Annotated in this window: 27 protein-coding genes; 18 read left to right on the forward strand and 9 right to left on the reverse strand. The window is 66.7% G+C overall.

All coding sequences use genetic code 11. The annotated features are described in order from the left end of the window. The first annotated feature begins 12 nt into the window (after positions 1-12). On the forward strand, positions 13-444 hold the full coding sequence (locus IEW24_RS00185; protein ID WP_188574284.1) for an anthrone oxygenase family protein: 432 nt from the start codon (positions 13-15) through the stop codon (positions 442-444). 21 nt (positions 445-465) lie between these two features. Beyond that, positions 466-1,086, forward strand: a complete 621-nt coding sequence (gene ruvA, locus IEW24_RS00190) for a Holliday junction branch migration protein RuvA (protein WP_188574286.1) — start codon at positions 466-468, stop codon at positions 1,084-1,086. 3 nt (positions 1,087-1,089) lie between these two features. Here the strand turns inward: ruvA and IEW24_RS00195 are convergent, their stop codons facing one another. After that, positions 1,090-1,668: a DUF2239 family protein gene (locus tag IEW24_RS00195; RefSeq protein WP_188574288.1), complete on the reverse strand. Its 579-nt coding sequence runs from the start codon at positions 1,666-1,668 to the stop codon at positions 1,090-1,092. 85 nt (positions 1,669-1,753) lie between these two features. On the opposite strand from IEW24_RS00195, the gene IEW24_RS00200 reads away from it, so the two are divergent. The 16 genes from IEW24_RS00200 (at position 1,754) to ubiG (ending at position 17,983) form a co-directional block, all read left to right on the forward strand. Continuing rightward, positions 1,754-2,083: a GIY-YIG nuclease family protein gene (locus IEW24_RS00200; RefSeq protein ID WP_188574291.1), complete on the forward strand. Its 330-nt coding sequence runs from the start codon at positions 1,754-1,756 to the stop codon at positions 2,081-2,083. Positions 2,084-2,173: 90 nt separating this feature from the next. Then, the gene (gene ruvB, locus IEW24_RS00205) at positions 2,174-3,193 is read left to right on the forward strand and encodes a Holliday junction branch migration DNA helicase RuvB (RefSeq protein WP_244644055.1); all 1,020 of its coding nucleotides are present in this window, start codon (positions 2,174-2,176) and stop codon (positions 3,191-3,193) included. 104 nt (positions 3,194-3,297) lie between these two features. Continuing rightward, positions 3,298-3,822 (forward strand): tol-pal system-associated acyl-CoA thioesterase, encoded by a 525-nt coding sequence (gene ybgC, locus IEW24_RS00210; protein WP_188574295.1) that lies wholly within the window; start codon positions 3,298-3,300, stop codon positions 3,820-3,822. Positions 3,823-4,043: 221 nt separating this feature from the next. Continuing rightward, positions 4,044-4,802: a protein TolQ gene (gene tolQ / locus IEW24_RS00215; protein WP_188577201.1), complete on the forward strand. Its 759-nt coding sequence runs from the start codon at positions 4,044-4,046 to the stop codon at positions 4,800-4,802. A 6-nt stretch (positions 4,803-4,808) separates the two neighbouring features. Further along, positions 4,809-5,258 carry a protein TolR gene (gene tolR, locus IEW24_RS00220; RefSeq protein ID WP_188574297.1) on the forward strand — a complete coding sequence of 150 codons (450 nt, stop codon included), beginning with the start codon at positions 4,809-4,811 and terminating at the stop codon, positions 5,256-5,258. Positions 5,259-5,275: 17 nt separating this feature from the next. After that, entirely contained in the window at positions 5,276-5,737 is a 462-nt protein-coding gene (locus IEW24_RS00225) for an ExbD/TolR family protein (RefSeq protein WP_244644057.1), read from the forward strand. Between the two features lie 11 nt (positions 5,738-5,748). Beyond that, the gene (tolA, locus tag IEW24_RS00230; RefSeq protein WP_188574299.1) at positions 5,749-6,765 is read left to right on the forward strand and encodes a cell envelope integrity protein TolA; all 1,017 of its coding nucleotides are present in this window, start codon (positions 5,749-5,751) and stop codon (positions 6,763-6,765) included. Positions 6,766-6,779: 14 nt separating this feature from the next. Beyond that, positions 6,780-8,132, forward strand: a complete 1,353-nt coding sequence (gene tolB, locus IEW24_RS00235; RefSeq protein WP_188574300.1) for a Tol-Pal system beta propeller repeat protein TolB — start codon at positions 6,780-6,782, stop codon at positions 8,130-8,132. 450 nt (positions 8,133-8,582) lie between these two features. Next, entirely contained in the window at positions 8,583-9,077 is a 495-nt protein-coding gene (gene pal / locus IEW24_RS00240; RefSeq protein ID WP_188574302.1) for a peptidoglycan-associated lipoprotein Pal, read from the forward strand. 354 nt (positions 9,078-9,431) lie between these two features. Next, positions 9,432-10,265: a tol-pal system protein YbgF gene (gene ybgF / locus IEW24_RS00245; RefSeq protein ID WP_244644059.1), complete on the forward strand. Its 834-nt coding sequence runs from the start codon at positions 9,432-9,434 to the stop codon at positions 10,263-10,265. After that, complete coding sequence (gene tilS / locus IEW24_RS00250) at positions 10,240-11,322, forward strand: tRNA lysidine(34) synthetase TilS (RefSeq protein ID WP_244644060.1); 1,083 nt, start codon at positions 10,240-10,242, stop codon at positions 11,320-11,322. The genes ybgF and tilS overlap by 26 nt, the downstream gene beginning before the upstream one ends. Positions 11,323-11,513: 191 nt before the next feature. Further along, complete coding sequence (gene ftsH / locus IEW24_RS00255; RefSeq protein ID WP_188574304.1) at positions 11,514-13,433, forward strand: ATP-dependent zinc metalloprotease FtsH; 1,920 nt, start codon at positions 11,514-11,516, stop codon at positions 13,431-13,433. Positions 13,434-13,549: 116 nt separating this feature from the next. Beyond that, the gene (gene murJ, locus IEW24_RS00260) at positions 13,550-15,085 is read left to right on the forward strand and encodes a murein biosynthesis integral membrane protein MurJ (RefSeq protein ID WP_188574306.1); all 1,536 of its coding nucleotides are present in this window, start codon (positions 13,550-13,552) and stop codon (positions 15,083-15,085) included. Beyond that, positions 15,082-15,951: an alpha/beta fold hydrolase gene (locus IEW24_RS00265; RefSeq protein ID WP_188574308.1), complete on the forward strand. Its 870-nt coding sequence runs from the start codon at positions 15,082-15,084 to the stop codon at positions 15,949-15,951. The genes murJ and IEW24_RS00265 overlap by 4 nt, the downstream gene beginning before the upstream one ends. A 142-nt stretch (positions 15,952-16,093) precedes the next feature. Then, the gene (trpS, locus tag IEW24_RS00270; protein ID WP_188574310.1) at positions 16,094-17,131 is read left to right on the forward strand and encodes a tryptophan--tRNA ligase; all 1,038 of its coding nucleotides are present in this window, start codon (positions 16,094-16,096) and stop codon (positions 17,129-17,131) included. Positions 17,132-17,242: 111 nt separating this feature from the next. Then, a complete protein-coding gene (gene ubiG, locus IEW24_RS00275; protein WP_188574313.1) occupies positions 17,243-17,983 on the forward strand; it encodes a bifunctional 2-polyprenyl-6-hydroxyphenol methylase/3-demethylubiquinol 3-O-methyltransferase UbiG in 741 nt (246 codons plus the stop codon). 34 nt (positions 17,984-18,017) lie between these two features. Here ubiG and IEW24_RS00280 read toward each other — a convergent pair whose 3' ends face one another. From IEW24_RS00280 to IEW24_RS00315, 8 genes are all read right to left on the reverse strand, one after another. Then, positions 18,018-18,506 (reverse strand): hypothetical protein, encoded by a 489-nt coding sequence (locus tag IEW24_RS00280; RefSeq protein WP_188574314.1) that lies wholly within the window; start codon positions 18,504-18,506, stop codon positions 18,018-18,020. Then, positions 18,499-19,374, reverse strand: a complete 876-nt coding sequence (locus IEW24_RS00285) for a hypothetical protein (protein ID WP_188574316.1) — start codon at positions 19,372-19,374, stop codon at positions 18,499-18,501. The genes IEW24_RS00280 and IEW24_RS00285 overlap by 8 nt, the downstream gene beginning before the upstream one ends. Next, positions 19,356-19,595 carry a hypothetical protein gene (locus IEW24_RS00290; protein ID WP_188574318.1) on the reverse strand — a complete coding sequence of 80 codons (240 nt, stop codon included), beginning with the start codon at positions 19,593-19,595 and terminating at the stop codon, positions 19,356-19,358. Before IEW24_RS00290 ends, IEW24_RS00285 begins: the two co-directional genes overlap by 19 nt. A gap of 179 nt (positions 19,596-19,774) precedes the next feature. Continuing rightward, entirely contained in the window at positions 19,775-19,987 is a 213-nt protein-coding gene (locus IEW24_RS00295) for a hypothetical protein (protein ID WP_188574321.1), read from the reverse strand. Between the two features lie 740 nt (positions 19,988-20,727). Continuing rightward, on the reverse strand, positions 20,728-21,195 hold the full coding sequence (locus IEW24_RS00300) for a DUF1178 family protein (protein WP_188574323.1): 468 nt from the start codon (positions 21,193-21,195) through the stop codon (positions 20,728-20,730). Continuing rightward, entirely contained in the window at positions 21,192-22,082 is an 891-nt protein-coding gene (locus IEW24_RS00305) for a carbon-nitrogen hydrolase family protein (RefSeq protein ID WP_188574324.1), read from the reverse strand. The genes IEW24_RS00300 and IEW24_RS00305 overlap by 4 nt, the downstream gene beginning before the upstream one ends. Positions 22,083-22,317: 235 nt before the next feature. Continuing rightward, positions 22,318-22,575 carry a glutaredoxin 3 gene (grxC, locus tag IEW24_RS00310; protein WP_188574326.1) on the reverse strand — a complete coding sequence of 86 codons (258 nt, stop codon included), beginning with the start codon at positions 22,573-22,575 and terminating at the stop codon, positions 22,318-22,320. Between the two features lie 57 nt (positions 22,576-22,632). Beyond that, positions 22,633-23,406 carry a ComF family protein gene (locus IEW24_RS00315; RefSeq protein ID WP_244644061.1) on the reverse strand — a complete coding sequence of 258 codons (774 nt, stop codon included), beginning with the start codon at positions 23,404-23,406 and terminating at the stop codon, positions 22,633-22,635. Positions 23,407-23,457 lie beyond the last annotated feature (51 nt).

Below are 23,457 nucleotides of genomic sequence, written 5' to 3' on the forward strand. Positions count from 1 at the left end.
GGGAGGGATCGGATGCTGTGGGGCCAACTTGCGCTGGTGGACGCGGCCCTGTTCGCCGGTGCCGCTCTCTATATCAATGTGGCCGAGCAGCCGGCGCGCCTGCAACTGGCGCCCCATCCCATGCTGTCGCACTGGAAGCCGGCCTACCGGCGAGGCCTGGTGATGCAGGCGGGTCTGGCTGTGCTGGGCTTTGTGCTCGGTGCGATCGCCTTCGGCGCCACCGGGCGCTGGTATTTCCTTTCGGGCGCGGTGCTGCTGCTGGCCAACGTGCCCTTCACCCTTGTCGGCATCATGCCTACCAACCGGCGGCTCATGGCCATGCCGGACGGGCAGGCGGGGGCGGAGAGCGCCCATCTGATCGCTATCTGGGGCCAGCTTCACATGGTGCGCACGGGGCTGGGGCTCCTCGCCACCCTCGTTTTTCTCTGGGGCTCGCTCGGCTGAGGCCGGCACGGACAGGACGCGATGATCGGCAAACTGAAGGGCGTGGTGGACAGCTACGCCGATGACCATGTGATCCTCGACGTGCACGGCGTCGGCTATGTGGTGCAGTGCTCGGGCCGCACCCTGCAGGCCCTGCCGCGTCAGGGCGAGGCGGCGGTGCTGCTGATCGAGACCCATGTGCGCGAGGACGCCATCCGGCTGTTCGGCTTCACCACCGAGAGCGAGCGGGAATGGTTCCGCCTGCTCCAGAACATCCAGGGCATCGGCACCAAGACGGCACTCGCCGTGCTGTCCACGCTCAAGCCGTCCGAGATTTCGCAGGCCATCGCGCTGGGCGACAAGGCGGCGCTCTCCCGCGCGCCGGGCGTGGGGCCGCGCGTTGCCGCCCGCCTCGTCACCGAGCTGAAGGACAAGATACCGACCCTCGTGTCGGTGGATCCTTCCATGGCCCGGCTCGCCGCCGATGTGGCGGCCGTGGATGCGGCGGGTGGCGCAGTGGCGGATGCCGTGTCCGCTCTGGTCAACCTCGGCTATGCCATGCCGCAGGCGCACGCCGCCATCGCTGCTGCCTCGCGGGGGGCCGGGGAGGGGGCGAAGACCGAGGTGCTGATCCGCCTCGGCCTCAAGGAATTGGCGAAATAGGCCTCAGGCGTCAGCCGGCTCCGGGAAGGCAAGCTCCAAAGCGTAAACGCGGATGTCGTCGGGCCAGCCTGCGGTCTCCTGTTCCATGCGGAGCCGGTCGCCGGCAAAGAGCGCGCGGGATGTTTCCTCGAAGCCGGGAAGATTGCCGGCCATGGCGCTCATGAAGCGATAGGCGGCTTCCTGCGCTGCCCGCGTCTGCTGGCGCGGCGCATCGGCGCGCCGCGCCTCCTCCACCAGCCGACGCAGCGCCACGGACGCACCGCCGGGCTGGGCCGCCAACCAGTCCCAATGGCGCGGCAGCAACGTCACCTCCCGCGCCACGACGCCGAGCTTCGGCCGGCCGCGCCCGCGCGGCTTCGCCTCGGCGTTGTTGGCGAGGGCATAGCGCGTGGCGACTTCGTCCGCCGTGCCGCGCAGATCCAGATCGACCACCTTGCCGGTCGCATCGTCGAACACCAGCAGACTGTCCGTCAGCCCGTCGTTCGCCGTCCGCACGGCGCGGGCGACCTCGGCCAGTGGCCCGGCGGCGATCCGGCTCTGGCCGGCGAATGCGGTGAAGGCGGGCGAGGGGGAAGTGGTCACGGCGTGTCCCTTGAAATGAGCTTGCAGATTTTTATCCGGGTGAATATGGAAATGCAATTACATCCGGATAAAAATGGGGCGTCAAATGGACAATGCGCGGAAGAAGGCCGTCATCGCGGCCTACAAGGAACGGAAGGTGCCGGCAGGCATCTATGCGGTGCATTGCGGTGGGCAGGTGTGGGTGGGGCAGAGCCCGAACCTGACCAGCGTCGAGAACCGGCTGCGCTTCACGCTCGACCATGGCTCCCATCCCAACGCCGCGCTCCAGCGGGCGTGGAACGCGCTGGCCGAGAAGGTGTTGCGGGTCGAGGTCGTGGAGACGCTCGCGGAGGAGACCGATCCCTATCTGCGCGGCAAGGCGCTCTCCGAGCGCCTCGATCATTGGAAAGCGGTGCTGGGAGCCCGCCGGATCTGACGGCGCGGCGCCTTGCCGGCCGCGCTGCCGCGCGAAGCGACTGGAAACGCGTCGCGCACGATGGCACAAGGCGTCATGGCTCCCCGACTGATGACCGCTGATTCCCGTCCCGAGGACGAGGCCGATGCGACGCTGCGGCCGCAGCGCCTCGCCGATTTCGTCGGGCAGGCGCAGGCGCGCTCCAACCTCGAGGTCTTCATCAAGGCCGCCCGCGCACGCGGCGAGGCGCTGGACCATGTGCTGTTCGTAGGCCCCCCCGGCCTCGGCAAGACCACGCTGGCGCAGATCATGGCCAAGGAAATGGGGGTCGGCTTCCGCTCCACCTCCGGCCCGGTGATCGCCAAGGCCGGCGATCTCGCCGCCATCCTTACCAATCTGGAAGAGCGCGACGTGCTCTTCATCGACGAGATTCATCGCCTCGCGCCGCAGGTGGAGGAAATCCTCTATCCGGCCATGGAGGATTACGAGCTGGACCTCGTCATCGGCGAAGGGCCGGCGGCGCGCTCGGTGAAGATATCGCTGCCCAAGTTCACTCTGGTGGGGGCAACCACCCGTTCCGGTCTGCTGACCACGCCGCTGCGGGATCGCTTCGGCATCCCCGTGCGGCTCGTTTTCTATACGCTGGAAGAGCTTGAATACATCGTCACCCGTGGCGCCCGCGTGCTGGGCATCGGCATTGTGCCGGAGGGGGCGCGTGAGATCGCGCGCCGGGCGCGTGGCACCCCGCGCATCGCCGGCCGCCTGCTGCGCCGGGTGCGCGATTTCGCTCTGGTGGAAGAGGCTGACGCCATCGACCGCAAGATCGCCGACAAGGCGCTGATGGCGCTGGATGTGGATGCGGCCGGGCTCGACGCCATGGACCGGCGCTATCTGAAGGTGATCGCCGATCATTATGGCGGCGGCCCGGTGGGCGTGGAGACGCTGGCGGCGGCGCTGTCCGAGCCGAGGGATGCCATCGAGGAGATCGTGGAGCCCTATCTGGTGCAGCAGGGGTTTGTTCAGCGCACGCCGCGCGGGCGCATGCTCACCTCCGGCGCCTTCCGGCATCTGGGCATCGCCGAGCCGCAAAGGCCGCCAAGCGCCTTGCCGCTGTTCGACGAAGGTGATTAGAGACGGCCACGAACCATAATTCAGCCGTTTGAAGGCGGGACACGGCCGGGGAGCGCAGTTGCGGCCCGGTGTTCGGCCGCCCCATGGAGCTTGAGGAAACTTGGATGAAGCTTGATCTGTCCGGCGAACGCGCCACGGCGCCCGGTGAGCTTGAGGCCCACCCGCATCTGGCCGGCCGCCTGATCCCCGGCGGGCACAGCCTCGTGCTGCGGGTCTATTATGAGGACACCGACTTCTCCGGCATCGTCTATCACGCCAATTATCTGAAGTTCATGGAGCGTGGCCGCTCCGATTACATGCGCCTCTTGGGCGTGGTGCAGGGCGAACTGTTCGCGGAGGCTGCCGCCGAGGCGCCGGGCTTCCATTTCGTCGTGCGCTCCATGCAGATCGACTTCAAGAAGCCGGCGCGAATCGACGATGTGCTGGAGGTCGTGACCCTCTCCAAGGATGTGGCGGGCGCCTCCATTACCCTTGCCCAGTCGGTCCGGCGGGGCGGGGAGGAGCTGATCTCGGCTCTCGTGCGGGTGGCTTTCGTCTCCCAGGGCCGCGCCAAGCGCATACCCGATGCGCTGCGCAAGGCCACGCTGGAGGACGCCACCGTGGCCGCCGGTGCCGCCGCACCGCAGTGATAACCGTCCCTTAAGCTTAATTCCGGTAGGTTCGCTGCGCGCCACCGCATGTTGCGTTGCGGTCCCGCCGCCCAAGTTTGGACAGAGTCCCCCGTGAAAGAGCGGGAGGACTTTGCCAGCGGGGGCGGGGACCGAAGCTCTTTGCCATCGCGCGGTCGGGCCAGCCGAGGATTGAAGATGAAACTTGCCATCCGGTCGCGGGGGCGTCGATGAAGAAGCTGATGCCGACGCTGGCGACGCTGCTCGTGCTCGCCGCCACCACTGCTTTCGCGCAGTCGGAGGTTGGCTCGTCCGCCCTTGCGGCGCCGAGCGCCAATATCTCCCTGATCGGCCTGTTCCTTCAGGCCCATTTCGTCGTCAAGCTGGTGATGATCGGCCTGGTGGTCTCCTCCATCTGGGTTTGGGCGATCATTGTCGACAAGACCATCCTGTTCGGTCGCACCCGCAAGGAGATGGACCGCTTCGAGCAGGTGTTCTGGTCGGGCCAGAGCCTGGAGGAGCTGTATCGCTCGCTCGCCGGCCGGCCCAATCAGGCCATGGCCGCCATTTTCGTCGCCGCCATGCGCGAGTGGAAGCGCACCTATGAGGGCGGGGCGAAGTCGCTCACCGGCCTCAACCATCGCATCGAGAAGGTGATGGACGTCACCATCGCCCGCGAGGTGGAGCGGCTGGAAAGCCGGCTGCTGGTGCTGGCGACGGTGGGGTCCGCAGGTCCCTTCGTCGGCCTGTTCGGCACGGTGTGGGGCATCATGACCTCGTTCCAGGCCATCGCCGCATCCAAGAACACCAATCTGGCGGTTGTGGCGCCCGGCATCGCGGAAGCCTTGTTCGCGACGGCGATGGGCCTCATTGCGGCCATTCCCGCGACGATCTTCTACAACAAGTTCGTCTCGCAGGCTTCGCGGCAGGCGCAGCGGCTCGAAGGCTTCGCCGACGAGTTCTCGGCCATCCTGTCGCGGCAGATCGACGAGCGGGGCTGATCGACCATGGGCATGGGCGGAGGCGGCGCCGGAGGCGCATGGACGAGCCGGCGGTCGCGGCGACGCGGTGGCCGCGCGGTGATGGCCGAAATCAACGTGACGCCCATGGTGGACGTCATGCTGGTGCTGTTGATCGTCTTCATGGTGGCTGCGCCCATGCTGACCGTGGGCGTGCCGCTGGACCTGCCGCAGACGCAGGCCAAGTCCATGAACCAGGACAAGGATCCCCTCACCGTGTCGGTGAACAACAAGGGGCAGATCTTCCTCCAGGAGAGCGAGATCAAGCCGGACGAGCTGGTGGCGAAGCTCCAGGCGATCGCCCAGAACGGCTACGAGGAACGCATCTTCGTTCGCGGCGACAAGACCGTGAACTACGGCACGGTGATGCAGGTGATGGGTCGCCTGTCGGCCGCCGGCTTCAAGCGGGTGGCGCTGGTGACGGAAACGGAACAGTGAGGCTGACGCGTATCGGAATGCTGACGGGTCTTGTTGCATTGAGCCTCGCCCACGCGAGTGTGGCTCTGGCGTCCATGGCGACGCCGGGAGCCTCCGCCGCGTCCGGGTCGCTGAATGCGCAGACGCCCGTTCTTTCCGATCTGGCGGCGCCGCAGGCTCTGCTCCTTGTCGCCGCGCCGCTTTTGACCGCCGGCGTGCCGGTGGAACTGCCTTCGACGCCGGTCGCAGCGGCGAGCCGCACCGCCATCGTGCTGACGGTGAACGACAAGGGGCAGATCTTCATCGCGGAGCACGAGGTCAAGCCGGAGGAGCTTGAGGCAAGGCTTTTGGCTGTTGCCGGGAATGACCGTGAGGAACGCATCATCGTCCGCGCTGACAAGCGCGTGGACTACAAGACGGTGATGCAGGTGATGGAACGTCTGTCGGCCGCCGGTTTCAAGCGGGTGGGTCTTTTGAGCGAAATGGAAAAAGGGGGCTGAAGCGGATCGGGATGCGTGCCGGGCTTATCGCATCGAGCCTCGCCCATGCGGGTGTGGTTGTTCTGGCCTTGGTGTCCTTCGCGACGCCGAGCCCCTTCGACACGCCCCAGCCTGAACCGCTCAACGTGGACGTGATCACCGCGTCCGAATTCACCCAGATGACCAAGGGCAACGAGCGGGGCAAGAAGACCGAGACCAAGAAGGTTGTCGCCGAGAAGGTCGATGCCCCGAAGCCGGTCGAGGATCCCAATCTGAAGGTGACGGAGAAGGAAGAGATCAAGGCCTCCGCGCCGCCTCCTCCCCCGCCGCCGCCTACCCCTGCGCCGCCGCGTCCCGAAGAGCCGAAGCCCACCCCTCCCACCCCCAAGGTGGAAGAGCCCAAGCCCGCGCCGACCCCGCCCAAGGCGGACAAGCCGCCGGAGCCCAAGGTGGAGCAGAAGGCGGATGAGGGCCTCAAAGCCGATCCCAAGAAGGATCAGCAGAAGCAGGAAGCGCAGACCCAGCCGCCGCCTCCGCCGCCGCAGCGCCGCCCAACCGTCATTCCGCCGAAGCCGCAGCCCGCTACGGCGAATGCGCAGTCGCAGGAAAAATTCGACACCGACCGTATCGCAGCGCTTCTCGACAAGCGCACGCCCCAGCGCAATGCCGCCGCCGATCAGCAGGTCTCGCAGACCGCCTCACTGGGCGCGCCGCGTGGCGAGGCGCAGACGCTGACCATGAGCGACATCGCAGCCCTTCAGGCGCGTATCCAGTCCTGCTGGAATCCGCCGGCGGGTGCCTCCGATGCCGGCGATCTGCGCGCGGTGATCTCGGTTCGCTTCAAGCCCGACGGCTCGCTTCAGGTTCAGCCCCAGGTGACGGGCGTGACGCCGGCGTCTTCTCCCTATGCCCCCGCTTTCGCGGACAGCGCCACGCGCGCCATCATCCGCTGTGCGCCCTACACCTTCCTTCCGGCCAACAAGTACGACAGCTGGAAGGATATCGAGATGGGCTTCAGTCTGGACCAGATGCTCGGCCGCGTCCGCTAATCGAAGAGAACAACATGAACCCTTTCCAGCGCACGATCTCCGGCCTTTCCGATCTTGGTCTGTCGCGCCGCGCGGTGCTCACCGGCACCGGCGCCGTGGTGGGCTCCTCGCTGCTGACGGCAGGCGCCGCCCGCGCGGCCCTCAAGCTGGAGATCACCTCCGGCACGCCCCAGCCGATCCCGATCGCCATCACCGACTTCGTCGGCGAGGTGGAGCAGGGCCGGGCCATCAGCGGTGTCATCGCCGCCGATCTCAAGCGCTCCGGCCTGTTCGCGCCCATCGACCCCAAGGCGTTCGTGGAGCAGATCTCGAACCCGGATATGGCGCCGCGTTTCCAGGACTGGCGCGTGATCAATGCGCAGGGTCTCGTCACCGGCCGTGTGACCCGGCAGGGCGACGGACGCCTGAAGGCCGAGTTCCGGCTGTGGGACGTGTTCGCCGGCCAGCAGCTCATGGGCCAGCAGTATTTCACCCAGCCGGAGAACTGGCGCCGGGTGGCCCATATCATCGCCGATGCCATCTATGAGCGGCTCACCGGCGAGAAGGGCTATTTCGATACCCGCATCGTGTTCGTGGATGAGAGCGGCGCCAAGGACCGGCGCGTGAAGCGCCTCGCCATCATGGACCAGGACGGCGCCAACGTGACCTATCTCACGCGTGGCGACGCTCTCGTGCTGACCCCGCGCTTCTCGCCGACCAGCCAGGAAATCACCTACATGTCCTACGCGCAGGGCGACCCGCGCGTGTATCTGCTGAACATCGAGACCGGGCAACGCGAGATCGTCGGCAACTTCCCCGGCATGAGCTTCTCGCCGCGCTTCTCGCCGGACGGGCAGCGGGTGATCATGAGCCTGCAGCAGGGCGTGAACGCCAATATCTTCGTCATGGACCTGCGCTCGAAGGCGACCACCCGCCTCACCGATACGCCGGCCATCGACACTGCGCCCTGCTATTCGCCGGACGGCCGGCAGATCTGCTTCGAGAGCGATCGCGGCGGCTCCTCGCAGATCTATGTGATGAATGCGGACGGCTCGGGCCAGCGCCGCGTTTCTTTCGGCAATGCCCGCTACAATACGCCGGTCTGGTCGCCGCGCGGCGATGTCATCGCCTTCACCCGTCAGTCCGAGGGCAAGTTCGCCATCGGCGTGATGCGCCCGGACGGGCAGGGCGAGCGCGTGCTCACCGAGGGCTATCACAACGAAGGCCCGACGTTTGCTCCCAATGGCCGCGTGATCATGTTCTTCCGTGATCCGCCGGGTGGCGGCGGACCGAACATCTTCACCATCGACGTGACCGGCTACAACGAGCAGCGGGTGCCCACCCCGAGCTACGGTTCGGACCCTGCCTGGTCGCCGCTGCGCTCCTGAGCCCAAGGGCCTACATCAGGGCCTGAATCCGGGCTGTGGCCGGAAGGTCACAGCCTAAGGCAAACGCTGCCGCCGCCTTAACCCCACCTCTTCGCCATCTTGGTGCCACGGGCCGTGGCCACTGCTAGGCCGTGCCTGTGCAGGGGCTTGCCGCTGCACAGCTTGCCGGACTGCCGATCGCCCCTCCGGGCGGCGGGTCATCTTTAGGAAACGGCAACCATAATTCGCAGTCTTTGCCCCGAAGCGGCCCTTGAGGCCTTTGGGGCAGGGAATGCAGGGATGGGCGGAACCTCCGCTTAACCAAGCGACTGCTAGAGCACCGTCGATGAGCTTGCAACGCACGCTGCTGGACGGACCGCTCTGCCAATCACAGGCCGGTATCCGCGCCACGGCGCCGGGGTCCGGCTCGAGGATCAACTGTCCGGGCTGAGTCAACAAGGAGACTCCGGGATGCTTCAAATGGGTTTCGCTCGCGGCCTCCGGTTCGCCGCCATGATGGGTGTGATGCTGGCGCTTGCGGCTTGCGCCAACAATCCCAATGCCAATGGCGGTGCCGGCATGGGTGGCGCCGGCGGCCCTCCCGGCTCACCGCAGGAATTCGTGGTCTCCATCGGTGATCGCGTGTTCTTCGACACCGACCAGACCGACGTGTCGCCCGAGGCGCGCGCCATCCTGGACCGTCAGGCTCAGTGGCTGCAGCAGTACAATCGCTACACCTTCACCATCGAAGGCCACGCGGACGAGCGCGGCACCCGCGAATACAATATCGCTCTCGGCGCCCGCCGCGCCCAGAACGTGCGTGACTATCTGGTGTCGCGCGGCATCGATCCGGCGCGCATCCGCACCATCTCCTACGGCAAGGAACGTCCGGTGGCGGTGTGCAACGACATCTCCTGCTGGTCGCAGAACCGTCGCGCTGTGACGGTGCTCAACCCGACCAGCTGATGCCCCGTGCCGGCGACACGGCTGTTGTCGCTGGCAGGTACGCCGTTGCAGGCGGGGCCGCGGGCCTTTATGGTCCCGGTCCGGTCCCGCACCTGCCGGCGCATGAGGCGCAGATTGCGTTCTTGTCAGGCAAAGGAGCCGGCGTAACCTGCGCCGGCTCTTATGTTTTTTACGCTGGCGGGGGACTTTGGTGGGCCACACTTTGGACGTGATCACCCGACTAAGGTGGCGCGTTCGCGGGGCATAACCCATGTATTTGCCTGAAGTTCTTCCGGTAACGGCGCCATGACCAGTAACGGCCTTTCAAAAGTCTTGCCTGCCCTCATTTGCGTGATGACGCTGAGTGGGCCGGCTTTGGCGCAGCAGTCTGGTGGCGGGCTGTTCGGGGATATCTTCAAGCCGCCGGCCAATGTGCAGAACGATGCCGCGGCGACCGCCCAGCAGAGTGAACTGCTGATGCGGGTCGAGCGCATCGAGAACCAGCTGCGCCAGCTGACCGGCCAGATTGAACAACTTCAGTACCGGAACCAGCAGCTGGAGCAGCAACTGGGTGCCCGGGGCGGTGCTGTCCCGCCGACGGCGGTGGCGCCCGCGGTGCCGCGCCCGGGTGTCGGGACGGCTGCTGTGCCCCCCGGTCGCCGCTCCGACGCCTTCGATCCCACCGAGGATCCCGGTGCGCCCGGCTCGCCGCAGCCGCTCGGCTCGCCCGCCAGCGCTTCCGTGGCGCCGCCCCGTCCGACCGGCGCGCCGCTCGATATCGGCGGTGCCCAGCGCCCCGGTGCGCAGCCGACGGCCTTGCCGGCTTCCACGCCCAAGGATTTGTTCGACCTCGGCTATTCTTATGTGCAGCGGCAGGACTATCCCGCCGCCGAGCAGACCTTCCGCCAGTTTCTGCAGGCCTATCCCGGCGATCGGCTGACACCCGATGCCACCTATCTGCTGGGGGAGAGCCTCTATCTCCGGCAGACCTACAAGGAGGCTGCCGAGCAGTTCCTCCAGGTGTCCACCAAATATCCCAACGCCACCAAGGCTCCTGACGCTTTGTTGAGGCTTGGCCAGTCTTTGGCCGCCCTGAACGAGCGCGAGGCCGCCTGTGCCACCTTCGCCGAAGTGGACCGGAAGTTCCCGCGCGCCACGTCCAGCCTGCGTCAGGCTGTCGAACGTGAGCAGAAACGTGCAGGTTGCTGAGCGCCCCGGCGCAGATCCCATCCTTGATGAGGAGCTGGAAGGTCTGTTCGGCCTCTTCCGTGGGCATTCCCGCATTCTGCTCGGCGTTTCCGGCGGGCCGGACTCCACGGCTCTGCTGCTGCTGGCCCGCAATTGGCGCTACAGTCAGCTCGATGGCCCGAGTTTCTGTGTCGCCACCGTCGATCATGGCCTGCGGCCGGGATCGGACACGGAGGCGGCCGGGGTGGGCGCGCTTTGCGAGAATCTGGGCATGCCCCACGTGGTGCTGCCCTGGCGGGGGCCGAAGCCCGGGACGCGGATTCAGGAAGCCGCCCGCGACGAGCGCTATACCTTGCTGAAGGCGTTCGCCCGCGAGAACCGGCTCGATGCCCTCGCGCTGGCGCATACGCTGGATGATCAGGCCGAGACCGTTCTGTTCCGCCTATGCCGGGGCTCCGGCATCGCCGGGCTTGCCGCCATGCGGCAGGTGTCCCGGCGCCGGGGGCTGACGATCCTGCGCCCCTTCCTCGATTTGCCCAAGGCACGGCTGGTGGCGACCCTGGAGGCCTCCGGCACGCCGTTCGTCCGGGACCCCAGCAACTCCGACCCGCGCTTCACCCGTCCCCGGCTGCGCATGATGGCGCCGGTGCTGGAAAGCGAGGGGCTGGATGCGCAGCGGCTTGCTTTGCTCGCCCGCCGCGCCGCCCGTGCGGATGCCGCGCTGGAGCTGCAGACCGACACCGCGCAGGCGGAGGTGGGCCTTCAGCCCTGGGGTGATGAAGGGCCGCTACGCATGGACGCAGTCCGTTTCTTCGCCTTGCCGGATGAGATCGCCCTGCGTCTGCTGATGCGCGGCGTGATGGCGCGGGCCTCCGAGGGTACCGTGGAACTGGCGAAGGCCGAACGGCTGCTGGAGGCATTCCGCATCTCGCATGATACCGGAAGCCGCCTGCGCCGGACCCTTGCGGGGGCAGTCGTCACCCTCAGGCAAGGGACGCTGAGTATCGTTACGGCACCCTTGCGGCAGGTGGGAACGAGAGCGCGCTCGACTTTGCTGGCATCGCAATCAAAATCGTGAAGCGTTCTATCATCAAGTTTAAGAGCCGGATCGCAGCAAATTCAGCGTGTCGGGGAGTGCTCGTCCTTGGCAAGGCGGGGGGCGACCCCTAGATTACGGGAGGACGCGGCGGGATTTCGACGCGAGACGGGCGGATTTTCGCGATCCTGCAGCCTTTCTCGACGATGTCAGCCGTGCCCCATGAGGGACCAATGAACGCCAATTTACGCAATTTTGCCCTTTGGGTAATCATCGTCCTGCTCCTGCTGGCGCTGTTCTCGCTCTTCCAGAGCCCCGGCCAGCGCAGCAGCGCGAACGATATTTCGTTCTCCCAGCTCCTGTCGGACGTGGACCAGGGCCGTGTGCGAGACGTCGTGATCGAAGGTCCGAATATTTCGGGCGCCTTCACCGATGGCCGCCAGTTCCAGACCTACGCGCCGAGCGATCCGTCTCTCGTGCAGCGTCTGTACGGCAAGGGCGTCTCGATCACCGCGCGTCCGCCGTCGGATAACGTGCCGTGGTTCGTCAGCCTGCTGGTGTCCTGGCTGCCCTTCATCGCTCTCATCGGCGTGTGGATCTTCCTGTCCCGCCAGATGCAGGGCGCGGGCGGCAAGGCCATGGGCTTCGGCAAGAGCCGCGCCAAGCTCCTCACCGAGGCGCATGGCCGCGTGACCTTCGAGGACGTGGCCGGCATCGACGAGGCGAAGAGCGACCTGACCGAGATCGTGGACTTCCTGCGCGACCCGCAGAAGTTCCAGCGCCTCGGCGGCCGGATCCCGCGCGGCGTGCTGCTGGTCGGCCCGCCCGGCACGGGTAAGACGCTGCTCGCCCGCGCTATCGCGGGTGAGGCCAACGTGCCCTTCTTCACCATCTCGGGCTCCGACTTCGTGGAGATGTTCGTGGGCGTCGGCGCCAGCCGCGTGCGCGACATGTTCGAGCAGGCCAAGAAGAATGCCCCGTGCATCATCTTCATCGACGAGATCGACGCGGTGGGTCGCCACCGCGGCGCCGGTCTCGGCGGCGGCAATGACGAGCGCGAGCAGACCCTCAACCAGCTCCTCGTGGAGATGGACGGCTTCGAGGCCAATGAGGGCATCATCCTCATCGCCGCCACCAACCGTCCGGACGTGCTGGACCCGGCGCTGCTGCGTCCCGGCCGCTTCGACCGTCAGGTCGTGGTGCCGAACCCGGACGTGGTGGGCCGCGAGCAGATCCTGAAGGTGCATGCCCGCAAGATCCCGATCGCCCCGGACGTGAACCTCAAGGTCATCGCCCGCGGCACGCCCGGCTTCTCCGGTGCGGACCTCGCCAACCTTTGCAACGAGGCGGCGCTGATGGCGGCCCGGCGCAACAAGCGCATGGTCACCATGGGTGACTTCGAGGACGCCAAGGACAAGGTGATGATGGGCGCCGAGCGTCGCTCCCTCGTGATGACCGAGGAAGAGAAGATGCTCACCGCCTACCACGAGGGCGGCCACGCCATCGTGGCGCTGATGGTTCCCGCCACCGATCCGGTGCACAAGGCCACCATCATCCCGCGCGGTCGCGCGCTGGGCATGGTCATGCAGCTCCCCGAGCGGGACAAGCTCAGCATGTCCTACGAGCAGATGACCTCGCGCCTCGCCATCATGATGGGCGGACGCGTGGCGGAAGAGCTGATCTTCGGCCATGACAAGGTCACGTCCGGCGCCGCCTCCGACATCGAGCAGGCCACCCGGCTTGCGAAGATGATGGTGACGCGCTGGGGCTTCTCCAGCGAGCTGGGCCAGGTGGCCTATGGCGACAACCAGGACGAAGTGTTCCTGGGCATGTCCATGGGCCGCACTCAGAGCGTGTCGGAAGCCACCGCGCAGCTCATCGACAAGGAAGTGCGCCGTCTGGTGGACGAAGGCTACATCGAGGCCAAGCGGATCCTGACCGAGAAGGCGGATGCGCTGGAAACCCTCGCGCGCGGCCTGCTCGAATACGAGACGCTCTCGGGTGACGAGATCGTCGACCTGCTCGACGGCAAGCCGCCGGTGCGGGACACGGTGATCGAGCCCGCCAATCCGCGCGGCCCGACCGTGCCGACCGCCGGCAAGAACCGCCCGCGCCCCGGTCCGGGTAGCGCCGAGCCGCAGCCGCAGGCCTGATCCGGCCCAAGTGTAACGCAAACGAAATGCCCGCCTTCTGGCGGGCATTTCTGTTTTGGGCCGCATCGACACTCCCTTTCCCCTTTGCCATAAGCGGAAGCGAAAGCTGCCTGCCCATGCCTCCGCCTTCCCGCCCCGCTCTTGTCCGCACCTCGCTCGTATCTGCCGCGACCCTTGGCTCGCGGGTGCTGGGGTTCGCGCGGGATGCAGGAACCGCAGCCGTGCTGGGTGTCGGGCCGTTGGCGGATGCGCTCATGGCCGCTCTTTCCTTGCCGCTGCTTGCACGCCGCCTGCTGGCGGAAGGGGCCTTCAATGCCGCGCTGATTCCGGCCCTCGTGCGTCGCGAAGCCTCCGCCGGCTCCGCTGCTGCGCGCCCCCTCGCCACCGCCACGCTCTGGCTGCTGCTGGCTCTGCTCTGCCTGTTCGCGCTGCTGGGCGGGCTCTTCATGCCGGCGTTGATCCGGCTGCTGGCGCCGGGGTTCGAGCCCGGCGGCGCGCGCGCGGATCTCGCAATCGCCTGCGGGCGCATCGCCTTGCTCTATCTCCCGCTCGCCGGGGCAGCTGCCGTCTATGGCGGGCTGGCCAACCGCGATGGGCGCGTGGTGCTGCCGTCTCTGGCCCCCGTGCTGGCGAATGTCGTGGTGTTGTCCGCCATCGTCTTCATCGCCTTCGAGGGCCTGATTGGCACAGCCGAGGCGGCGCACGCCATGGCTATCGCCACGGTGGCGGCGGGCATCGCCCAACTGGCGCTGATGGTGCGGGCCGCGCGGCGCTCGCCCGCCTTGCCCGGCGGTGCTGCCGCCGATTGGCGTGGTGCCCGCACCGTGATGCGCGCCAGCGCGCCGGCCCTGCTGTTCGCCGGTCTGGCCCAACTGCGCATCATTCTTGCGGCGGCGGTGCTCTCCGCCGATCCCGGCAGCGTCTCGGCCTTGAATTACGCCCAGCGACTCGTGGATCTGCCGCTGGGTCTTGTGGGGGCCAGCGCCGGTGCGGTCCTGGTGCCTCTGCTGGTGGCCGGAGGCGGTGGTGCGGGGCGACAGGCGACCGGGGCCGTGATCGCCGCTTTGAGCCTCGCCATGCCGGCGGCATTGGGCCTGCTGCTGCTGGCCGATCCCATCGTCGCGGTGCTCTACCAGCGGGGCGGTTTCACCGCAGAGGATGCGCAGGTGACGGCGGCTCTGCTGGCCATGCTTGCGCTCGCCTTGCCCGCGCAGGGGCTGGAGCGGGTGCTGGCGGCGACCGCCCTGACCCATGGGCTGACCCGCGCCGTGGAGCGGATCGGCCTCGGCTCGCTCCTTCTGTGCCTGCTGCTGGTGGCGGGCCTGTCGGCCGGCTTTGGCACGGTCATTGGCGTAGCCGGCATCGCGCTCAGCGCCACGCTCAGCGCCTCGGCCATGCTGCTGTTGCTGGCCGCGCGCGGCCATCTGGCCATGGACGGTCGCGTGCTGCGGCAACTGGCCGGCCTTGTGACGGCAAGCCTGCTCATGGCGGCGACCGTGTTCGGCCTCGCCGCAAGCTGGCCGGCGCCGCGGCCCCAGAGTCTTGCAGGGGTGCTGCATCTGGCAGCGCTCATCGGGGCCGGGATGCTTGTTTATGGAGGCGTCATGCTTGCGCTCATCCGGCGCGGGCGCAGATCGGGGAAGAACACATGACGGTGGACGTGCGTTTCCTTGCCTATCCGAGTGCCGATGGCCTTGCCCTGTTCGCCCGCCAATGGGGCGAGCCGCAGCCGCGCCTGCCGGTGGTTCTGCTGCCGGGCCTCACCCGCAATTCGCGGGATTTCGAGGCGCTTGCGGAAGCTCTGTCACAGCATCCCGAGACCCCCCGGCAGGTGATCGGCTTCGATTTTCGCGGGCGGGGCGGCTCGGCCTATGGGCCGGTTTCCACCTACACGCCGCTTCAGGAGGCGCAGGACACGCTGCGGGGGCTGGCCGCGCTGGGCATCTCGCGGGCCATCTTTCTCGGCACGTCGCGGGGCGGGCTGGTGATGCTGACTCTGGCGCTGCTGAAGCGCGTGGATCTGTTCGCGGGTGCCATCTTCAACGACATCGGCCCGGTGATCGAGCCGGCGGGCCTTGCGCGCATCGCCGGCTATGTGGGCAAGCCCGTGCCGGAGGACTGGCCGGGGATGGTGGCCGAGCTGAAGGCAACGCAGGGCTTTCTCTTTCCCGGCCTCTCGGACGAGGAGTGGGAGCGCTATGCCCGCCAGATCTATCGCGATGATGCCGGCCGGCCCCGCCTTGCCTACGATCCGGCGCTGGAAGAGGCGTTCCGGGCGTTCGATCCCGCCAAGCCGCTTCCCGATCTCTGGCCCGCCTTCGAGGCATTTGCGGACGTCCCGACCATGGTCGTCCACGGCGCCCTGTCGGACATCCTCTCGGAAGCGAGCGTGACGGAAATGGCCGCGCGCCATCCGGGCCTCATTGTCCACCGGGTGGAGGATCAGGGCCATGCGCCGCTGCTGTGGGATGCGGCCACGCAGGAGGCCCTGCGTACCTTCATGGATGGCATCGGCTGAGGCGGTTGCGCGCATGCCAGAGCGCATACCCTTGCATCACGGGGCGGGGGCTGGCATGACGCGCCTTCCTTATCTTCGGGCGGCGCCGCACGGTGCCGCTCTCATCGTGCGGGCGGTCCATACGCCCTTCAGGAGGTCGCCAATGGCGGCGGTCGCGGAACGCGTCTTCTCGGGCGTCCAGCCCACCGGCAATCTGCATCTCGGCAACTACCTCGGGGCGATCAAGCGCTTCGTCTCGTTGCAGGACAGCTACGAGTGCATCTATTGCGTCGTGGATATGCACGCCATCACCGTGTGGCAGGATCCGGCCGAGCTGAAGCGCCATACCCGCGAGGTCACGGCTGCCTTCATCGCCTGCGGTATCGACCCCAAGCGCCACATTGTCTTCAACCAGAGCCAGGTCTCGGGCCACGCCGAACTGGCCTGGATCTTCAACTGCGTCGCTCGCATGGGCTGGATGAACCGCATGACGCAGTTCAAGGAGAAGGCCGGCAAGGACCGCGAGAATGTCTCGCTGGGCCTGTTCGCCTATCCCAGCCTGATGGCCGCCGACATCCTGCTCTATCGCGCCACCCATGTGCCGGTGGGCGAGGACCAGAAGCAGCATCTGGAGCTGACCCGCGACATCGCGCAGAAGTTCAACGTGGACTTCGGGCCGTCCATCGTCGCCAACGGCCATAATGACACTTTCTTCCCGATGACCGAGCCGCTGATCGCGGGACCGGCCACGCGCGTGATGAGCCTGCGTGACGGGGCGAAGAAGATGTCGAAGTCGGATGCATCAGACAATTCGCGCATCAACCTCACCGACGACGCGGACACCATCGCCGCCAAGATCCGCAAGGCCAAGACCGATCCGGAGCCTTTGCCGTCCGAGGAAGAGGGCCTGAAGGCGCGTCCCGAGGCGGATAATCTCGTGGGCATCTATGCCGCGCTCAACGACACCACCAAGCAGGCGGTGCTGGGCGAGTATGGCGGCGGCCAGTTCTCTACCTTCAAGATGGCGCTGGTGGATCTGGCGGTGGCCAAGCTCGGCCCCATCGGCGAGGAGATGCAGCGCCTGATGGGTGATGTCTCGGCCATCGACGCCATCCTGTCGGAGGGTGCCGACCGGGCACGGGTGATCGCGGACAAGACCATCCGTGACGTGAAGGACATCGTAGGCATGGTTCGCGGCTGAGCGGACGGTTCATCTCAGAGTATGACACGGGGTGCGGGCTTTCGCCCGCGCCCCGTTGCCTTGTCCGGGCCATGGGGCCGGCCTAGATTTCCCCGTGAACAGGAGGCCCGCATGACGGCGAACGCGACCATCGACCCCACCGAAGTCGCCCGTTTCGACGCGCTCGGCGAGGCCTGGTGGGATCCCAAGGGCAAGATGGCGCCGCTGCACGCCATCAATCCCGTGCGCCTTGGTTTCGTGCGCGACGTGCTGGTGCGGCACTTCGGCCATGATGCCCGCAGCTTGCGCCCGCTCAAAGGTTTGCGCATCCTCGACATCGGTTGCGGCGGCGGTTTGCTGAGCGAGCCTCTGGCGCGCATGGGCGCCGAGGTGGTGGGCGTGGATCCCGCGCCCCAGAACATCGCAATTGCCTCCGCCCATGCGGCCGAGGCCGGAGTCGTGGTGGACTACCGGCAGGGCACCGCCGAAGAACTGGCGGATGCCGGCGAGCAGTTCGACGTGGTGCTGGCGCTGGAGGTGGTGGAGCATGTGGCCGATGTGGGCCTGTTCCTGCGCCGGGCCGGGGAGATGGTGAGCCCCAACGGGGTGATGATCGTCTCTACCCTCAACCGCACCGCCAAGAGCTTTGCGCTGGCCATCGTGGGCGCGGAATACGTGCTGCGATGGCTGCCGCGTGGTACCCATAGCTGGGACAAGTTCATCACGCCCGAAGAACTGGAGGCCGTGCTGGCGGCGGCGGGCTTCAGCGTGAGCGAGCTGGCGGGCATGGTCTACAACCCGCTCGGCGGCGAATGGCGGATCGCGGCGGATACGGACGTCAATTATTTCTCGGTGGCGACTCCCTCGGCCTGAGGCTGGCCCTCGGCCTGAGGCTGGCGCCCGGCGCTCAGCTGGCGGCGTCCTTCGGCTGAGTGGCGATGTCACCCCAGGGCAGGGCGCGGGCCGAGCAGGTCCGGTCGGCGATCACGCCCAGCACGGGCGGGACGGTCGAGTGTATGCCGAGGCGTTGCAGGACAAGCGTCTTGTAGAGGTCGGCTCGGGTGCGCCAGATGGGCTGGTCGTCGGTGACGGTGCCCGTATAGACGAAGAAGACATCGTCCTCCGGTGTCGCCAGATTGCGCACGACGCCGCTGTGCCAGCCTTGCGGAGCGACGATCGCCACCTGCATCTTGCACTTGGGGCCGGTGCCCTGCATCACCAGCAGATCCAGATCCTGCGTGGCGTTGCGCACGGTGATGCCGTTCTTCTTGAGGAACAGGGCAGTGCTCATCATCGTGGCCCGCAGCGGATCGGTCGCCGGGGCGGGAGCTTCGCTGCTCGGCAGCTTGAGCGCCACGCTCGCCAGGAGCAGGACCACGAAAGCTCCCTTAAGCATGGGCAAGGTTTCCCTGCCGGGGGTTGAGCAGGCGAATACCATACCAGCAGAACACCACCAGCGCGGCCGTGGTGATCCAGCTCACCACGGCATTGCCGATGGGGCCGTGCAGCAAGGCGTGATGGGTGGGATTGAGTGCCAGTATGACGAGGCGTGCCACGTTGAAACCGGCAACCATGATGCAGGCCAGGATGCCCCACAGAATGGCGGGGGCCGACCATGGCGTGCGGGAACCGGTCAGGAAGGCGATCCAGCACAGCTGGGCCAGCGTGATATTCGCCAGCGACGAGCAGGTGGGCGCGATCCACATCACGCCCGAGCCATCCAGATAGCGCACGGCATTGTCCACGTGGGTGGAGCCCACGAGCTTCGAGACCATGGTGGCGTCAAGGCGCAGGATCGGGCCGCTGAGCGCCGACAGCATCAGGCGCGCCCAGAGCATGGGAATGCTCAGCGCCAGCAGCAGCCATCCGGTCTCGCGCAGATGAGAGCCCTTCTCACCCGAGCACAGGAGGTAGATCGACAGGCCGCTGAGGGCCAGCCAGCTCATCTGTGCGATGGGAACGAAGAATGCGGCGAGGCAAATCGCGCCCACCACAAGATCAGGCCGTGTGACGGGCGCGTCGGTTTCTTTCCAGATCTGGGTCGGGACCATATAGATGGCAACCCAGACAATGGCGCTGATGTCGAATGTATTCATCAGCCCGGCGAACCAGCCGATATTGTGCGCGCTTTCAAGCACGCGGCTGATCAAGCCATTGGCGAATCCGATAAGAACCAGCGCGGCGAAGAAGTCCTTCCGCCGCAGCTGGCTAGCGAAGGCGTGGCGCGCCCAGGCGCGCGCGACGCTCAGCGACGGCGCTGCCATTTCATGGCCCTGTAGAAGCCGAAGGCCGCGAGCAGGGGCAGGCCTGCGGCGGCAATCGGGGCTGGCGCACCATGACTACCTCCGTGGCCGCCTCCATGGCCGCCACCACCACCGCCGAAGCTGATTTCGATGAAGCCGAAGTTGAACGTGAAAGCATTAGCCATGCTCACCGAGCTCAAACCTAGAATGGAAGTCAGCAGGATAAGGCGCAAGATACGCATAACACTCTTCCCAAAGCGATGTCATTACCGGCGTTGAGCTGGTTTGACGCACGGGTTGTGAGGGCGTTACTCGCTATCCCCACACTCATGTGTATATCGCTTAATGGCCAATGCGGCGAAGATGTCTTTCCGCCGCATCTGGCCTTTGGGTACGCTGAGCGCTCAGGCGTGCCTGGCGCTCAGCGCCGGCGCCGCCACTGGACGGCCTTGTAGAGACCGAGTGCAGCGAGCAGCGGCAGGCCCGCAGCGGCGACCGGGGCCGGCGCGCCGTTGCTGCCGCCGCCGCCGATATTGATGTCGATGATGCCGAGGTCGATCGAGAGAGCATTGGCCATGCTCACTGAACTCAGACCCAGGACGGCAGTCATCAGAACCAGACGCGCAAGATGCATGACACTCTCCCCAAGCGATAGCAGTACCGGCCATGGGCCAGTTCAAATTTTAGGTTTGTGGGTGGCGTTACTCTCGGCCCCCACCCCATGGGGTGTATTGCCTGCTATTGAGCTTCCACTTGAAGAAACTATACGCCTTTCATGCACTCATTACGAGTGATGGTGCCGGCGCATTACATCCGGAATGGAGCTTGCATTGAATGCAATGCAGCATGGCGTTCCGCATTCCTTGGCTAATGGTATCGGAATGGCGATCTATGGTGAAAAAGTGGTTTTGAGGTGTTGATTCATTTGCTAGCCCTCCATTCCAAAATGGCATCACAGGCGAAGAAAAGAGGGGAATTCGGTGTATTTGATGCGGTGCAATGCTCACACATATGCGTGATGCGGATACCGCTATTTGGTCTATTTGAATTTAAGGCAATACAATTATCGTCCTTTTACCGGCTCGAATGCAGGTTGATGGTATAATCGGCGTATCTAAAATGCTGGCTATATACGTCTATCCAGCGGGAGTATCCGCGATCATGCCGCTCATAGCCGGGCCCATACAGGCGGGGCGGGCGCGTTCGGTTTGATCTTGAGCTTCAGCTCAGGCAGTCGCAGCCTGTATCCTGTGGCGCAACTGGAAGAAGGGGCGGGCGCCCCGAGGGCACGCAGGTCCGCGATGTCGTCGGCGGAACGAGCGCGCTGCCGTTGCTTGATGTCTCGACGGCGCTACCGGCAGCAGACCCAGAGCTTCAGTTCCGGTCTTCCGGCAGCACGGGCAGGGGGAAGACCTCGACTTCGTCCTCGCGCAGCGCCTTCAGGTCCTCGGTAGAGGCTTCGCCATAGATGGACCGATGCTCAAGGGTACCCTCGTGCATCTGGCGCGCCATGTTGGCGAACTTGTCGCCCACATAGTCCGCATTGCTCGTCACATGGTCGCGCAACTCCCGCAGCAGGGTGCGGAAAGCCTGCTCCTGCTCGCCCATGAGCGCGACCGATGTCGGGGCCTCTTCCGCCGCCGGTGCCGATTGCGGGCGGCGGGCCGTGCCGCGATCCGTGCGCGAGACGGCAGGTGCCATCATGGCCTTCTCGACTTGCGTCGAGCCGCAGGTGGGGCAGCTCACGAGGTCGCGGCTCTTCTGGGCGTCGAAGCTGTCGGCGGAGGGGAACCAGCTGTCGAACGTGTGGTCCTGAACGCATTTCAACGTGTAGCGGATCACCTGGAAACTCCCACGGCGTGGAGGTGGCTGCTCGCGGCCTCCGCCATCTCGAACCGACGGCCATGGCGCAGGGCCGGCACGCGGCTGCGTGCGGCTTCCACCTCTGCCATGTCCAATTCCGCGAGGATCACGCCGGGATCGGTCCCGCCCTCGGCAATGACGCGTCCCCATGGATCCACCACCAGCGAATGGCCATAGGTCTCGCGCCCGTTCTCATGCCGTCCCCCTTGCGCAGCGGCCAGCACATAGGTGCCGGTCTCGATGGCGCGGGAGCGCAGCAGCACGTGCCAGTGTGCCTCACCCGTGGGCCGGGTGAAGGCGGAGGGCACGGTCAGCACCTGCGCGCCATTCTCCGCCAGCGCCCGGTAGAGGGCGGGAAAGCGCAGATCGTAGCAGATGGAGAGGCCGAGCTTGATGTCGTCCACGTCCGCCAGCACGGCCTGCTCGCCGGGACGGTAGGCGGTCGACTCGCGATAGCTCTCGCCATTTGGCAGGTCCACGTCGAACATGTGGATCTTGTCGTAGCGCGCGGTGATCTCGCCTTCGGGGGAAATCAGGAAGGCGCGGTTGGCTGCCCGCTTCTCCGACACCCGCACCGCCAGCGAACCGATGTGCAGATGGATGCCCAGTTCCCCTGCCAGCGCGCGGAAGGCGGCGAGGCCCGGATCTTCGGCCTCGTCCTTCAGGGTCTCGAACAGGACGGCGCGGTCCATCTCCATGAGATGGGTGGTCTCGGGCGTCTGCACGTAGCGCGCGCCCTCCTGCGCCGCCTCGCGGATCAGTGCGGAGGCAAGCTCGACGTTCGCGGCGATGTCGCGCCCGGAGCGCAACTGGACGAGCCCCACGCGCAGTCGCGGCTTGTCCTGTATCTCGGCACTGCTGGTCATCGGTCAGGCTCCCGGGAACGGCCGCGCCGTCCGCCGGGGAGGCCGGCGGCAGATGCGAGCTCAGGGACGGATGCGTCCAGAGAACGTTTCAGAGGCGGATGCACCGATCAGATCGCTTCAATCCGATCGGAGCCGGCTCTGGCCGTTCCTCTCACGGACGGCACAGGGAAGGCAAGCTGGCAGGAGCCCGCAGGGTTCCCCGGGCCGCGCCGGAGCGCGGCGTTCGGGGGCACTGTCAGGCGGCCATGAGGGCGTCGAGCCGGCCGGCGTCGTCCAGTGCATAGAGGTCGTCGCAGCCGCCCACATGGGTGTCGCCGATGAAGATCTGCGGCACGGTGGTGCGCCCGCCCGCCTTCTTCGCCATTTCCTGCTGGCCGGTCGGGTCGGTGGTCAGGTCGATTTCGGTGAAGGTCCAGCCCTTGCGCCGCAAAAGCTCCTTCGCGGCATGACAATAGGGACACCAATTCTTGGTGTAGATGACGATCGATTTCATGAGGTTCCTCATCGCGACGCGGCATGCCGTCACGAATTCGTCGCATGATAGCTCGGCTTAGATCGCGTCCACAACCCGTGCAAAGGTCAGGACATCGATGCGTGCCGCGCCGGCCCGGCGCAGCGTGCGGGCGCATGCTGCCACCGTCGCGCCGGTGGTGAACACGTCATCCACCAGCACCACGCGCCGGCCGGCGATCTTTGCGGCGCGGGCCGGGGGCACGTGGAATGCGCCCGCGACGTTCGCCCGCCGCTCCGCCCGGCTGAGCGAGACCTGCGAGGATGTGGCCTTGCGGCGGGTCAGGGCGTCGAGGGCCACGGGCGTGCCGCTCATGCGGGCGATATGCCGGGCCAGCAAGGCGGACTGGTTGAAGCGCCGCCGCCAGAGGCGCAGTGCATGCAGCGGCACGGGCACCAGCACCTCCGCCTCGGCGAGCAGTCCGCTGCCGACGCGGGCCATCATGCGGGCCATGGGCAGGGCCAAGTCCAGCCGATCCCCATATTTCAGGCCGTGCACGAGATCCTGCGATACCGGGCCGAACAGCACGGCGGCCCGTGCCCGGTCGAAGTCCGGCGGATCGGTGACGGCTTCCACGGAGAGGTGCCGCTCCGGGGTCTCGTAAGCGAAGGGGATGCCGAGCCGTTCGCAATAGGGGCGCTCAATGTGGCGCAGCCCGTTCCAGCAGGGGCCGCACAGGCCGCCGGCGGTCGTCACCATGCCCTTGCAGGAGATGCAGGTGGGCGGCAGGGCCAGATCGAGCAGGACGCGCCCGCCGGCTCGTGCGAGATGCCCGGCGCGGGTGCCTGTTCTCTCCAGCCAGCGCAAGCCCATATGAAGCCAGCCCTCCCCCCCGGCCACATGGTGCGCCGGAGAGGGGCGGGC

Origin of the sequence: Azorhizobium oxalatiphilum (assembly GCF_014635325.1) — a bacterium.
Lineage (GTDB): Bacteria > Pseudomonadota > Alphaproteobacteria > Rhizobiales > Xanthobacteraceae > Azorhizobium > Azorhizobium oxalatiphilum.

Excerpts from the sequence above, each read along its gene's own strand:
- IEW24_RS00285 (WP_188574316.1), bottom strand. The coding sequence starts at position 19,374 with ATGGCAGCGCCGTCGCTGAGCGTCGCGCGCGCCTGGGCGCGCCACGCC.
- IEW24_RS00305 (WP_188574324.1), bottom strand. The coding sequence starts at position 22,082 with ATGACCAGCAGTGCCGAGATACAGGACAAGCCGCGACTGCGCGTGGGG.
- ruvB (WP_244644055.1), top strand. The coding sequence starts at position 2,174 with ATGACCGCTGATTCCCGTCCCGAGGACGAGGCCGATGCGACGCTGCGG.
- trpS (WP_188574310.1), top strand. The coding sequence starts at position 16,094 with ATGGCGGCGGTCGCGGAACGCGTCTTCTCGGGCGTCCAGCCCACCGGC.
- murJ (WP_188574306.1), top strand. The coding sequence starts at position 13,550 with ATGCCTCCGCCTTCCCGCCCCGCTCTTGTCCGCACCTCGCTCGTATCT.
- ybgC (WP_188574295.1), top strand. The coding sequence starts at position 3,298 with ATGAAGCTTGATCTGTCCGGCGAACGCGCCACGGCGCCCGGTGAGCTT.
- ruvA (WP_188574286.1), top strand. The coding sequence starts at position 466 with ATGATCGGCAAACTGAAGGGCGTGGTGGACAGCTACGCCGATGACCAT.
- tolR (WP_188574297.1), top strand. The coding sequence starts at position 4,809 with ATGGGCATGGGCGGAGGCGGCGCCGGAGGCGCATGGACGAGCCGGCGG.
- IEW24_RS00200 (WP_188574291.1), top strand. The coding sequence starts at position 1,754 with ATGGACAATGCGCGGAAGAAGGCCGTCATCGCGGCCTACAAGGAACGG.
- tolA (WP_188574299.1), top strand. The coding sequence starts at position 5,749 with ATGCGTGCCGGGCTTATCGCATCGAGCCTCGCCCATGCGGGTGTGGTT.
- IEW24_RS00315 (WP_244644061.1), bottom strand. The coding sequence starts at position 23,406 with ATGGGCTTGCGCTGGCTGGAGAGAACAGGCACCCGCGCCGGGCATCTC.
- IEW24_RS00185 (WP_188574284.1), top strand. The coding sequence starts at position 13 with ATGCTGTGGGGCCAACTTGCGCTGGTGGACGCGGCCCTGTTCGCCGGT.
- tolQ (WP_188577201.1), top strand. The coding sequence starts at position 4,044 with ATGCCGACGCTGGCGACGCTGCTCGTGCTCGCCGCCACCACTGCTTTC.
- ftsH (WP_188574304.1), top strand. The coding sequence starts at position 11,514 with ATGAACGCCAATTTACGCAATTTTGCCCTTTGGGTAATCATCGTCCTG.
- IEW24_RS00225 (WP_244644057.1), top strand. The coding sequence starts at position 5,276 with ATGCTGACGGGTCTTGTTGCATTGAGCCTCGCCCACGCGAGTGTGGCT.
- IEW24_RS00280 (WP_188574314.1), bottom strand. The coding sequence starts at position 18,506 with ATGCTTAAGGGAGCTTTCGTGGTCCTGCTCCTGGCGAGCGTGGCGCTC.
- tolB (WP_188574300.1), top strand. The coding sequence starts at position 6,780 with ATGAACCCTTTCCAGCGCACGATCTCCGGCCTTTCCGATCTTGGTCTG.
- pal (WP_188574302.1), top strand. The coding sequence starts at position 8,583 with ATGCTTCAAATGGGTTTCGCTCGCGGCCTCCGGTTCGCCGCCATGATG.
- ubiG (WP_188574313.1), top strand. The coding sequence starts at position 17,243 with ATGACGGCGAACGCGACCATCGACCCCACCGAAGTCGCCCGTTTCGAC.
- IEW24_RS00290 (WP_188574318.1), bottom strand. The coding sequence starts at position 19,595 with ATGCGTATCTTGCGCCTTATCCTGCTGACTTCCATTCTAGGTTTGAGC.
- IEW24_RS00295 (WP_188574321.1), bottom strand. The coding sequence starts at position 19,987 with ATGCATCTTGCGCGTCTGGTTCTGATGACTGCCGTCCTGGGTCTGAGT.
- IEW24_RS00265 (WP_188574308.1), top strand. The coding sequence starts at position 15,082 with ATGACGGTGGACGTGCGTTTCCTTGCCTATCCGAGTGCCGATGGCCTT.
- grxC (WP_188574326.1), bottom strand. The coding sequence starts at position 22,575 with ATGAAATCGATCGTCATCTACACCAAGAATTGGTGTCCCTATTGTCAT.